This window comes from Raineyella sp. W15-4 (genome assembly GCF_033170155.1).
Lineage (GTDB): Bacteria > Actinomycetota > Actinomycetes > Propionibacteriales > Propionibacteriaceae > Raineyella.
In genome coordinates this window covers 2,577,675-2,589,930 of record NZ_CP137079.1, presented here as the reverse complement: position 1 = coordinate 2,589,930, position 12,256 = coordinate 2,577,675, and the positions used below count along the sequence as shown (strand labels likewise).

At 71.8% G+C, this 12,256-nt stretch carries 7 protein-coding genes and 1 other RNA gene; 4 read left to right on the top strand and 4 right to left on the bottom strand.

Translation table 11 applies throughout. The features are described from left to right. Positions 1-7 precede the first annotated feature (7 nt). Complete coding sequence (locus R0145_RS12040) at positions 8-3,415, top strand: error-prone DNA polymerase (protein ID WP_317837076.1); 3,408 nt, start codon at positions 8-10, stop codon at positions 3,413-3,415. A 5-nt stretch (positions 3,416-3,420) separates the two neighbouring features. Here R0145_RS12040 and R0145_RS12035 read toward each other — a convergent pair whose 3' ends face one another. From R0145_RS12035 to R0145_RS12025, 3 genes are read right to left on the bottom strand one after another with little or no spacing between them, the layout of a single operon-like run. Further along, positions 3,421-4,548, bottom strand: coding sequence for a magnesium and cobalt transport protein CorA (locus R0145_RS12035; RefSeq protein WP_317837075.1), 1,128 nt, complete (start codon positions 4,546-4,548; stop codon positions 3,421-3,423). A gap of 3 nt (positions 4,549-4,551) precedes the next feature. Beyond that, positions 4,552-6,060, bottom strand: coding sequence for an aminopeptidase P family protein (locus R0145_RS12030; RefSeq protein WP_411742045.1), 1,509 nt, complete (start codon positions 6,058-6,060; stop codon positions 4,552-4,554). Positions 6,061-6,110: 50 nt separating this feature from the next. Further along, entirely contained in the window at positions 6,111-7,337 is a 1,227-nt protein-coding gene (locus R0145_RS12025) for a multidrug effflux MFS transporter (protein WP_317837073.1), read from the bottom strand. A 179-nt stretch (positions 7,338-7,516) separates the two neighbouring features. Here R0145_RS12025 and R0145_RS12020 point away from each other — a divergent pair, with 179 nt between their 5' ends. From R0145_RS12020 to rnpB, 3 genes are all read left to right on the top strand, one after another. Beyond that, entirely contained in the window at positions 7,517-8,260 is a 744-nt protein-coding gene (locus tag R0145_RS12020; protein ID WP_317837072.1) for a zinc ribbon domain-containing protein, read from the top strand. A gap of 56 nt (positions 8,261-8,316) precedes the next feature. Then, a complete protein-coding gene (locus R0145_RS12015) occupies positions 8,317-9,786 on the top strand; it encodes an RNB domain-containing ribonuclease (protein ID WP_317837071.1) in 1,470 nt (489 codons plus the stop codon). A gap of 60 nt (positions 9,787-9,846) precedes the next feature. After that, an RNA gene (gene rnpB, locus R0145_RS12010) (RNase P RNA component class A) lies at positions 9,847-10,202 on the top strand. Positions 10,203-10,275: 73 nt separating this feature from the next. On the opposite strand, the gene R0145_RS12005 is transcribed toward rnpB, so the two are convergent. After that, positions 10,276-12,177, bottom strand: coding sequence for an ATP-binding cassette domain-containing protein (locus tag R0145_RS12005; RefSeq protein WP_317837070.1), 1,902 nt, complete (start codon positions 12,175-12,177; stop codon positions 10,276-10,278). Positions 12,178-12,256 lie beyond the last annotated feature (79 nt).

The following is a 12,256-nucleotide window of genomic DNA, read 5'->3' as shown; positions in this document are numbered from 1 at the left end:
ATGGCTGATGGGCTTCCACAACCCGCCGATGCCCTGGGCCGATCTCGAACGGACGCTGAGCGATCCCCGTCCGTCCTCACCGACCGGGGTGGACGCGCCGATCTCCCACAAGCGCGGCCGCTACCGCCCGCCGCCGGTCGTACGGCCCGAGGATCCCGTGCCGTACGCCGAGCTGCACGCCCACTCGTCCTACTCCTTCCTCGACGGCGCCTCCTCGCCGGAAGACCTGCTCATCGAGGCAGAACGGCTCGGGCTGTCCGCGCTGGCCCTCACCGACCACGACGGGCTCTACGGGATCAGCCGGTTCGCCGAGGCCGCCGAGCCCACCGAGGCCGCCGAACCCATCAAGGTGAAGACCGTCTTCGGTGCCGAACTGTCCCTGGGCCTGACCGTGCCCCAGAACGGCCGGCCCGACCCGGAGGGCACCCATCTGCTGGTGCTGGCCGCCGGCGAGGAGGGGTATCACCGACTGGCCCGGGCGATCACCGACGCCCAGCTCGCCGGGGCCGAGAAGGGCCGGCCGGTCTACGACCTGGACCGACTGGCGGAGGCCGCCGACGGGCACTGGGCGGTGCTGACCGGCTGCCGCAAGGGGGCGGTCCGCCAGGGACTGCTCGCCGGTGGGGCCGAGGCGGCCGGACGGGAGCTGGACGCCCTGGTCGATCTGTTCGGCCACCGCCGGGTGTACGTCGAGCTGACCGACCACGGCCACCCGCTGGACTCGACCCACAACGACGCGCTGGCCGGGCTCGCCGCCGCTCGGGGGCTGCCCACCCTGGCGACCGGGAACGTGCACTACGCCACCCCCGCGCAGCACCTGCTCGCCCAGACCGTCGCGGCGATCCGGGCCAACCGGAGCCTGGACGACCTGGACGGCTGGCTACCGGCCGCCGGGGCGGCCTTCCTGCGGTCGGGAGTGGAGATGAGTCGACTCTTCGCCCGCTATCCCGGAGCCGTGGAGCGCACCGTGGAGCTCGCCGACGAGCTGGCCTTCTCGCTGCGTCTGGCCAAGCCCGCGCTGCCGAAGCAGCAGGTGCCGGCGGGCCACACCCCGATGTCCTGGCTGCGGGAGCTGGTCCGGCGGGCGGTCCCGGAGAAGTACCCCCGGCTGGACGACGCCGGCCGGGCGAGGATCGAGCGGGAGCTGGCGGTGATCGAGGCCAAGGATTTCCCCGGCTACTTCCTGATCGTGCACGACATCGTCGCCGAGGCCCGGCGCCGTGGCATCCTGTGCCAGGGCCGGGGATCGGCCGCCAACTCCGCAGTCTGTTACCTGCTGGACATCACCGCGGTGGACTCCATCCGCTACGACCTGCCTTTCGAGCGCTTCCTGTCGGCGCTGCGGGACGAGGAACCCGACATCGACGTGGACTTCGACTCCGACCGTCGCGAGGAGATCATCCAGTGGGTGTTCGAACGCTACGGGCGGGAGCGGGCCGCCCAGGTCTGCAATGTCATCCAGTACCGGCCGAAGAACGCCGTCCGGGACGTCGCCAAGGCACTCGGCTACTCACCCGGCCAGCAGGACGCCTTCGCCCGCCAGGTCGAGCACCGATCGCTGCCGGACCCCTCGGACGAGTCCGCCGAGCAGCCGACGGGCGTCCCGCAGGGCGTCCTCGACCTGGCCGGCCAGCTGCTGAAGGCCCCCCGGCACCTGGGCATCCACTCCGGGGGGATGGTGCTCACCGAGCGCCCGGTGGGGGAGGTGGTGCCGATCGAGCACGCCCGGATGGCCGGCCGGACGGTGATCCAGTGGGATAAGGACGATGCCGAGTGGATGGGGCTGGTGAAGTTCGACCTGCTCGGCCTGGGCATGCTCGCCGCGCTGCAGCACTGCTTCACCATCATCCGCGGCGGCACCGGTGAGACCTGGCGGCTGGCGACCATCCCCACGGAGGAACCGGCGGTCTACGACATGCTCTGCCGGGCCGACGCGATCGGGGTGTTCCAGGTGGAGTCCCGCGCCCAGATGGGGCTGCTGCCCCGGCTGCGGCCCCGGAGGTTCTACGACCTGGTGATCGAGATCGCCCTGATCCGCCCGGGGCCCATCCAGGGCGGGGCGGTGCACCCGTTCGTCCGCCGCAAGCTCGGCCAGGAACCGGTCACGTACGCCCACCCCAAGCTCGAGCCGGTGCTGAAGCGCACCCTCGGCGTGCCGATCTTCCAGGAACAACTGATGCAGATGGCGATGGCGGTCGGCGAGTGCAGCGGTGAGGACGCCGACCTGCTGCGCCGGGCGATGGGCTCCAAGCGGGGGATCGAGCGGATCGAGTCGCTGAAGAAGAAGCTCTACGCCGGGATGGCCGGCAACGGGCTGACCGGCCGGGCCGCCGACCATCTCTACGCCCAGATCCAGGCGTTCGCGAACTTCGGCTTCGCCGAGTCCCACTCGCTGAGTTTCGCGCTGCTGGTCTACGCCAGCTCCTGGCTCAAACTGCACTATCCGGCGGCTTTCCTGGCCGGGCTGCTGCGGGCCCAGCCGATGGGGTTCTACTCACCGGCCACCCTGACCGCTGACGCCCGCCGCCACGGGGTCGAGGTGCGCCGGCCCGACCTGCAGTGCTCGGGGGTCGACGCCGACCTGGAGCCGCTCGACGGGCGCCGGGCCGCCACCGGCCTCGACTCCTGCCTCGACCCCGAGCAGCCGACGGTGGGGGAGTTCGACCCCGCCGCCCCCGACGTCGGTGCGGAGCATCGCCGGGACGGCCGGTTCGCCGTCCGGCTCGGCCTGGCAGCGGTCCGGGGGATCGGCCGGACGGTGGCCGAACGGATCGTCGCCGAGCGCGACACCGGCGGGCCGTACGCCTCCCTGGAGGACCTCGTCCGGCGGGCCGGCCTGACCGAGGAGCAGCTGTCGGCACTGGCCACCGCCGGGGCCTTCGACCGTCTCGGCCTGACCCGTCGGCAGGCCCTGTGGCGGGCCGGCACCGCCGCGCTGGACCAGGCCGGGACCCTGCCGGGCCTGGTGGCACCGCTGCAGCCACCGCTGTTCGACGCCCCGACCGGTCTCGAGGTGCTCGCCGACGACCTCTGGGCGACCGGGCTCTCGACCTCCGACCACTTGCTCGCCCATCTCCGGCCACGACTCGACGAGCACGGCGTGCTGACCTCGGCCGCGGTCCGGACCGCCGAACCCGGTCGCCGGATCCGGGTCGCCGGGCTGGTCACCCACCGGCAGCGGCCGTCCAGCGCCTCGGGGGTCACCTTCGTCAACCTCGAGGACGAGCACGGCCTGGTCAACGTCATCTGCTCCGCCGGGGTCTGGACCCGCTACCGGCGGCTGATCCGCGAGGCCCCGGGCCTGATCGTCCGCGGCATCCTCGAACGGTCACCCGAGGGGGTCACCAACCTGGTCGCCGACCACATCGAGCCGCTGCCGGTCAGCGTCCGGCACACCTCCCGCGACTTCCACTGACCGGCTCACAGCCAGTTGTTGCGCCGGAACAGCACGAACAGGGTGGCCATCAGGGCGAGGATGACGCCCCAGACGACGAAGTAGCCGTACGGGGAGTGCAGCTCCGGCATGTTGTCGAAGTTCATCCCGTAGATGCCGGCGATCAGCGTGGGCACTGCCGCGATCGCGACGAACGCGGAGATCTTGCGCATGTCCTCGTTCTGCCCCACCGACAACCGGTTGAGCGAGGCGGCGAGGATCGTCGACAGCACCTCGTCGTAGGACTGGATCGCCTCACGGGCCTCGGTGTGGTGGTCGGCGACCTCGCGGAAGTACGCCTGCGCCTCCGCCGGTATCGCCTTGTACGGCCGGGTGGCGAGATTGTGCAGCGGCACCCCGAGCGGGGCGACCGCGCGTTTGAACTCGATCAGTTCGCGCTTGATCTGGTAGACCTGCTCGACCGTCCCCGAGCCCTCCTCGGAGAAGACCAGCGCCTCGACCTCGTCGACGTCCTCCTCGAAGTCGTTGACGACCTGCTGGTAGGAGTCGACCACGGTGTCCAGCACCGCGTAGAGGACCGAGGCGGGCCCGTGTTCCAGGCGGTCCGGATGCTTCTCGAGGGACTTCCGCAGCCGCTTCAGCGAGGTCTGCTCCCCACGGCGCACCGTCATCACGAAGCCGGTGCCGGCGAAGACCATGATCTGGCCGGTGGTGACGATCTCCGAGGTTTCCGGGCGCTGGCGCTGCGGCACGTACGCCACCGTGGAGACCACCAGGAACAGGGTCCGGCCGAACTGTTCCAGCTTGGACCGGGTGTGGCCCTCGACAGCGTCCTCGATGGCCAGCGGGTGCAGGTTGAAGCGGCGGGCGAGACCCGCCATGTCCTCGTCGTCGGGGTCGTGCAGGCCGAGCCAGACGAACCCCTCGTCGGCCAGCGCGTGTGCGGTGGCCTCCGCCAGGCTCTCGCAGTCCTGCCGGGTCCCGTCGACGTACCAGCCCCAGTTCACCACCGAGTCGGGGATGTCGTCGGGGATGTCGTCGCCGGCCCAGTCGCCGTGCGGGCGTTCCGGGAGGGTACGTGGCGGGTCCATCGGCCCGGGGGACGGGTGGCCGGGGACGGCCGGACGGCGGGTGGGGAACAACGACCGGGCCATGTGCTATCCCTTCAGCAGTGGATCCATCCAGGCTTCGACGTCCTCGGGTCTGCGCGGCAGCTTGTCCGACAGCACCCGCGGGCCGTCCGCGGTGATCAGGATGTCATCCTCGATCCGTACGCCGATCCCGCGCAGCTCCTCGGGCACCAGCAGATCGGTGGACTTGAAGTAGAGCCCCGGCTCCACGGTGATGATCATCCCCTCGCGCAGGGTGCCGAGCCGGTAGTTCTCGTTGCGCGCCTGGGCGCAGTCGTGCACGTCGATGCCCAGGTGGTGCGAGGTGCCGTGCACCATCCAGCGGCGGTGCTGGCCGCCCTCCTCGGAGACCGACACCTCCGGCGGCACCGGCAGCAGACCCCACGCGTACAGGCGCTCGGCGAGGACGGTGATCGCGGTCCGGTGGACGTCGGCGAAGGTGGTGCCCGGGCGGCAGACTGCGATGGCGGCGTCCGCGGCCGCCAGGACGGCGTCATAGACCTTGCGCTGCGGGTCGCTGAACCGGCCGTTCACCGGGAAGGTCCGGGTGATGTCGGCGGTGTAGAGCGTGTCGACCTCGATGCCGGCGTCGATCAGGATCAGGTCGCCGTCACGGACCTCGCCGTCGTTGCGGATCCAGTGCAGGGTGCAGGCGTGGTCGCCGGCGGCGGCGATGGTGTCGTAGCCGACGGCGTTGCCCTCGTGGCGGGCGTACAGCCCGAAGACCCCCTCCACCCAGCGTTCCCCGCGGCCCTTCGCGACGGCATCGGGGAAGGACCGGACGACCTCGGTGAAGGCCGCGGCGGTGCGGTCGCAGGCCAGCTGCATCTGGTCGACCTCGAACGGGTCCTTGGTGAGCCGCAGTTCCGACAGGGCGGTGGCCAGTTCGTCGTCCGGGGAGGGCTGCTCGTCGTCGCTGGTCCCCCGGGTGCCGTACTGCTCGCGCAGCGCGTCCACCCGGGCGGTCAGCTCGGCGTCGGCCTCGCGGACGATCCGGATCCGGGTGGAGTCGGCGTTCTTGGCCAGCGCCGCGGGCAGCTGGTCGATCGGCGCGCAGGCCAGCCCGGTCATCGCCGACATCTCGTCCAGCGATTCGCGCTGGCCGACCCACATCTCGCCGTAGCGGGAGCTGGCGTAGAACTCCTCGTCGGTCCGCGGGGCGCGGGGCTTGACGTAGAGCGTCGCCCCGTGGCCCGCGTCGGTGGGCTCCAGCACCAGCACCGCGTTCGGCTCCCGGTCGGTGCCCAGCCCGGACAGGTGGGCGAAGGCGGAGTGGGGCCGGAACCGGTAGTCGCAGTCGTTGTTGCGGACCTTGAGCCCGCCGGCCGGGATCACCAGGCGTTCGCCGGGGAAGGCAGCGCCGATGGCCGCCCGTCGGTCGACCGCCGGGTCCGCGGCCGGCAATCGGTCCGGGAGATCCGAGGAGTACGGGGCCCACCCCTCGACGATGAACGCGCGGAAGGCCTCGGAGAACGGGCTCTGGCGGTTCGGCAGCTTCTCGGTGGTGGTGACCTCGTCTTCAGCCATGGCTCCCATTCTGGCACCGGGGCCGCGGGAGTGGCCCGGTCCGACCCTCGGTGCGGGCCTCACCCCAGGTATGCCGACAGCCGGGGCCGGACGACCAGGAACGCGGCCATCCCGACCAGGCTGGTGATCAGCAGGATCACCGCCAGCGGGGTGGGGCTGTCCCGGGTGACCAGGCCGACGACCGGCGCCAGGGCGCCGCCGACGCCGAACCGGACCGCGCCGAGGAGCGCGGCAGCGGTCCCCGCCGAGCGGCCCTGGCGGTGCAGTGCGATCACCGTCAGGTTCGCGTTGTGCATCGCCACCAGCGCCATCGCGAACGGCAGCGGGGCCACGAAGCCGACCACCCCACCCACCCCGGTGGCGACGACGAGGACCATCACCGCGGCGACGACCACCGACCCGAGGGTGGCGGCCAGCTCGGTCCGGGCCAGGCCGAACCGGCGCAGCAGCAGCGGGTTCAGCTGACCCCCGACCACCATGGACAGGCCGATCCCGCCGAACACCACGGCGTACACCGTCGGGGTGAGGCCGTACTGCACCTGGAGGATGAACGAGGAGCCGGAGATGTAGCTGAACAGGGTGCCTGCCGCGGCGGCGCTGCCGACGACCATCGCGATCACCACCGGGTCGCGGAACAGCCGGAGGTAGGCGCCGAGGGTCGCGCCGACATGCAACTCCATCCGCCGCTCGGCCGGCAGTGTCTCGGGCAGGAAGAACACTGCGGCGACCAGCAGCACCAGCCCGGCACCGGCGAGGAACACGAAGGTGCCCTGCCACGACATGATCCGCAGCATTGCCCCGCCGATCGACGGGGCGAGCACCGGCGCCAGGCCCATCACCAGCATCAGCCGTGACATCAGGGTCGCCGCCCGCTCGCCGGTGAAGAGATCGCGGACGACCGCCATCGCCGTGATCGCCGAGGCGGTGCCGGCCAGCCCCTGCAGCACCCGCAGTGCGATCAGGATCCGTACGTCGCCGGTCAGCGCACAGCCGATCGACAGCACGACGTGCGCTGCCATGCCGGTGATCACCGGCAGCCGGCGGCCCAGGGCGTCGGAGAGCGGCCCGGTGATCAGCTGGCCCAGGCCCAGGCCGATCAGGGAGCCGGCCAGGGTGGCCTGGATCTGGCTGTGGGTGGCGCCGAGCTCACGGGCCATGTCCGGGAAGGCCGGCAGGTAGACATCGGTGGACAGCGGCCCGATGGCGGCCAGCAGGCCGAGGACGACGACGAGCCGCAGGTAGGTGCTGCGGCCGATGGGCTCACCGGACGTGAGGGCGTTGGCCATGGGACCTCCGAGGTGGGGCGGGCGAAAACAGGCCGATCTGATCAGACCGGTCGTGGCCGTCGCCAGCGCGGCGTGCCACCGGCCGGGATGGTACGCCGTGGTCCTCGGAGCGCGGGACGCCGGTGCGGCGCGGCCGGGGTCGATAGAGTGGGAGACCACATCGGAACAGCGGAGGACGAATGGCGATGAAGGCCCCGGCGAGCGCACAGCGCAGGCTTCTTGACCTGAACAAGGTCGACACCACCCTCGTCCGGCTCGCGCATCGACGGAAGAGCCTGCCCGAGCACGCGGAGGTGCTGCGGATCCAGGCCGAGCTGGCCACCATCGACGACGAGCTGACCGCCGCGGAGACGGCGGTGGCCGACGGTGAACTGGAGCAGCGGCGGGCCGAGGCGGACCTGGAGCCGGTGCGGGAGCGCCGCCGCCGTGACCAGGCGCGGATCGACGCCGGTGATGTGGACGCCAAGGCGCTCCGTGGGTTGGTCGACGAGGTCGCCCATCTCGACCGCCGGATCGGCGAACTGGAGGATGCCCAGCTCGAGGTGATGGAGCAGCTCGAGCAGGCCACCGCCACCCGGGACGAGGTCGCCGGACGTCGGGCCGGACTGGACACCCGGCTCAAGGAGGCGGTCGCGGCCCGGACGAAGGCCGCCCAGGCGATCGACACCGAGGCGAAGGGCCAGCTGGCGGTCCGTGCCGGGTACGTGGTGGAACTGCCGCGGGACCTGTTCGCACTGTACGAGAAGATCCGTCAGCACGTCGGGTCGGGAGCGGCCGCCCTGGTGGCCCGCCGCTGCGAGGGCTGCGGGTTGGCGGCCAACGCGTCCGACCTGCGGGCGTACGCCGCGGCCGCCGCCGATGACGTGCTGCGGTGCGCCGAGTGCGGGCGGATCCTGATCCGGACCCCGGAGTCCGGCCTCTGAGCCCGTCCCCGGGCGAGGTCCGTGGCCCCACCGCAGCCCGCGCGTAGGGTGGTCACATGCCAGCGCGCCATCTCAACCTGCATGGCATCGTCCCGTCCGCGCTCGCCGAGGGGGTCGCCCGTCTGCAGGCGAGGCTCAACATCCCGGACGGTTTTCCCGCCGAGGTGCTGGCCGCCGCCGACGAGGCCGCCCGGGCACCCCGTCTGCCGGCCCTCGATCGTACGGACCTCGAGCTGGTCACCATCGATCCCCCCGGCTCGCGGGACCTCGACCAGGCGGTCCAGATCGGCCGGGACGGGTCCGGCTATCTGGTGTCGTACGCGATCGCCGACATCGCCGCCTTCGTCCGGCCCGGAGACCCGATCGATGTCGAGGCCCATCGCCGCGGCCAGACCTTCTATGCCCCGCACCGGCGGTTCCCGTTGCACCCGCCGGTGCTCTCGGAAGGGGCGGCGAGCCTGCTCCCCGGCGAGGTGCGGCCGGCGCTGCTGTGGCAGATCCGGCTGGACGCCGACGGGGCGACGGTGGAGAAGGAGGTCCGGCGCGCGCTGGTCCGGTCCCGCGCCCAGCTCAGCTACGACGAGGTCCAGATGGAACTGGACACCGACCGGGCGGACGACTCCCTCGACCTGCTCCGCGAGGTCGGGCTGCTGCGCGAGGAACGGGAGACGGCGCGTGGCGGGGTCAGCCTCACCATCCCGGAACAGGAGATCGAGGTCCGCTCCCCGGGCCGCTGGCGGCTGAAGTTCCGCCGCCCGGTCCGGATCGAGGACTGGAACGCCCAGATCTCGTTGCTCACCGGGATGTCCGCCGCCCGGATCATGCTCGACCACAACGTGGGCATCCTGCGCACCCTGCCGCACGCCGAGGAGACCGCGCTGTCCAAGCTGCGGCGTACCGCGGCCGCCCTCGAGATCCCCTGGCCGACCGGACAGCCCTACCCGGAGTTCATCCGGACGCTGGACATGCACCGCCCCGAGGACGCGGCGATGGGGTACGCCGCGACGATGCTGTTCCGGGGCGCCGACTACGACGCGTTCGCCGGGACCCACCCGCTGCTGGACGTCCACGCCGCGTTGGCCACCGAGTACGCCCACGTCACCGCGCCGCTGCGCCGGCTGGTCGATCGGTACACCGAGGAGACCTGCGTGGCGCTGTGTGCCGGGCGGCCGGTGCCCGAGTGGGTGCTGGCCGCGTACGAACGCCTGCCGGAGGAGATGAACGCCTCCAACAGCCGCGCCGCCACCTTCGAGCACTCGATCATCGACATGACCGAGGCACTGACTCTCTCCGGGCGGGTCGGCCAGGAGTTCGTCGGCACCGTGATCGAGCTGCGGGGTAAGTCCCCGGAGCGCGCCCGGGTGATGATCAACAAGCCGGCGGTCGAGGCCGATGTGGTCGGTACGCCCCAGCTGGGCGAGCGGCTGCGGGTACGACTCGACCGGGTCGACATCGCCCAGGGAAGGACCGAGTTCAGCCTCGTCGAGCGGGTGCTGGGGCCCGGCCGCGGCGGCCCGCACGAGTGAACCCGCCGGTCGTCCGCCGTCGGCGTGGGGGCAGGAGATGGCGTAGACTGGTGCGTCGGACGAGTCGAGCGGACGGCCGCGGCACGCGAGTGCTGAGGAAAGTCCGGGCTCCGCAGAGCAGGGTGGTGGGTAACGCCCACCCGGGGTGACCCGCGGGACAGTGCCACAGAAAGCAGACCGCCCGCCGCCACGGCGGGTAAGGGTGAAACGGTGGTGCAAGAGACCACCAGCACCCCAGGTGACTGGGGTGGCTCGGTAAACCCCACCCGGAGCAAGACCAGACAGGGAGCGTTCGAGGGCTGCTCGCCCGAGCTCCCGGGTAGGTCGCGTGAGGCCGCTGGCAACAGCGGTCCAAGACAGATGGTCGTCGGCGCCTTCGGGCGTTACAGAACCCGGCTTACAGCTCGACTCGTCCGCCAACTATCACCGCAGCCACGCCCGGATCGCCTGGACCCTCGGGGCGGTGTCGGCGGACATCTCGAGCTCCGATCAGCCGAGGTGCGCCAGCGCCGCGGAGAGGTCGTCGGGCGACAACGGCGAACCCTCGACCGTACGGGCGATCCGCCCCCGGTCCAGCACCAGCACCCGGCGGCAGCTGCGCACCAGTTCGTCGACGTCGGAGGAGACCAGCAGCACCGCGGCGCCGTTCTCGGCGGCAGCGGACAGCTTCTCCTGCATCACCGTGCGGGCGTCGAAGTCCAGGCCACGTCCCGGCTCGTTGACGATCAGCACGTCGGCGTCCTGGGTCATCAGTTCATCCAGCAGGACCATCTGCTGCTGGCCGCCGGACAACGTGGAACCGACCGTCTCCAGCTTCTCGCCATGACGCAGCGCCCGGCGGCCGCGCAGCCGCTTGGCGGCCGACTGGAGCTTCTCCAACGCCCCGAGGATCGTCGCGATCCCCTCGACCTCCGAATCGAAGCTGGAGCCGTCGGCCCACCCGCCGGTCATCATCGCACGGGCGACGGAACGCTTGTGCTCGTCACCGGTCTCCTCGTCCGGTCCGGCCAGGTAGGCGACCTTCAGCAGGGCGGCGTCCTCCGGGGAGGAGATGGAACGGTTGTAGCCGTTGATCCGCAGCGTCCGGAAGGTGCCCGGGGCACGGCCGTTGAGCGCCCCGACGATCGCGTCCTGACCCGCGCGGCGGGGCCCGGTGATCCCGAGCACCTCACCGGAGAAGACGCTGAACGCGATGTCATGGACGGGCTGGCCACTCATCCCCGGCGCGTTCAGGCCGGCCACCTCGAGGACGACCTGCAGGGATTCGTCGACCGACTCGTCGGCGTACGTACGCCCGTCATCGGAGGCGATGGCGCGCCGTCCGCGACCGGCGGCCGGAGCCTCGGTGGCGGACTCGTCGACCCGGACCGGCTCGGCCTTGGTCCAAGTGGTGGTCGGCGCGCTCGGGGTCGCCCACATCGTCGCGGACTCGGCAACCGGGGCCGGGGCGGGGGACGGTGCGTACGACGTCGACGAGGGCGGGTACGAGGGCGAGAACGTCCGTCCGAAGGCGGATCCGCGAGGCGACTCGGGGTGGGTCGGCTGCTCCACGTACGCCGCCGGGCCGCTCGCCGACGGGTACCCCGGGGGGATCGGCGGGTGATCGCTCGCCCCGGTCGCCGCCGCCTCCTCACGGGCGAACTCCTCGTCCATCCGGTCCGGGAACCAGGCGCGCCGGGCCGCGCGGCTGCGCATGTGCGCGGCGATGTCCTCGGTCGACACCCGCTGCGGGTCGAGGATCTCCGGGATCCGGCCGCTGCGGACCACGGCGATCCGGGTGGCCACCGCCTGCACCTCGTGGAGGCGGTGGGACACGTAGAGCACCGACCGGCCCTGCCGGGTCAGCCGGCTGATGATGAAGTGCAGCTGGTCGATCTCCCGGACGTTCAGCGTCGCCGCCACCTCGTCCATGATCACCAGCTGGGCGTCCTCGGCCAGCAGCCGGACAGCCTCGACGAGCCCCTGCTCGGCGTGGGCGAGGGCGCCCAGCGGCGTGTCCGGGTCCAGTCCCACCGCGGCGTCGTCGAGCAGCCATTGAGCCGGCCGCACCAGGGCCCGCTGCGGACGGTCCGCCTGGTAGGTGTTGCGGAAGATCGCCCGGGCGACGGTCAGCTCCGGATCCAGGACGAAGTCCTGCTGGATGATGCCGACACCCCGCGACTGGGCATCCGCGCTGTCCTTGGGCCAGTACGGCGCGTTGTTGAGGCGCATCGTCCCGCCGTCGGCCTGCAGGATGCCGGAGAAGACCGACATCAGGGTGGACTTGCCGGCGCCGTTCTCACCGACGATGCCGACGACCTCACCACGGCCGACGGACAGGTCGACCCCGTCGAGGACGCGGTTGCTGCCGAAGGACTTGGTGATGCCGACGATATCGAGGAGCGTGTCCACGCGTTGTCCTCCTGGGAACTGGAAGCCCGGAGCGGGGCCGGGGCGGGGGGCCTGGCACGGGCCGGGGTGCTGCCCGACG

Bases quoted from the DNA above. Each gene is read 5' to 3' on its own strand.
- R0145_RS12025 (WP_317837073.1), bottom strand. From the start codon at position 7,337: ATGGCCAACGCCCTCACGTCCGGTGAGCCCATCGGCCGCAGCACCTAC.
- R0145_RS12015 (WP_317837071.1), top strand. From the start codon at position 8,317: ATGCCAGCGCGCCATCTCAACCTGCATGGCATCGTCCCGTCCGCGCTC.
- R0145_RS12035 (WP_317837075.1), bottom strand. From the start codon at position 4,548: ATGGCCCGGTCGTTGTTCCCCACCCGCCGTCCGGCCGTCCCCGGCCAC.
- R0145_RS12030 (WP_411742045.1), bottom strand. From the start codon at position 6,060: ATGGGAGCCATGGCTGAAGACGAGGTCACCACCACCGAGAAGCTGCCG.
- R0145_RS12020 (WP_317837072.1), top strand. From the start codon at position 7,517: ATGGCGATGAAGGCCCCGGCGAGCGCACAGCGCAGGCTTCTTGACCTG.
- R0145_RS12040 (WP_317837076.1), top strand. From the start codon at position 8: ATGGGCTTCCACAACCCGCCGATGCCCTGGGCCGATCTCGAACGGACG.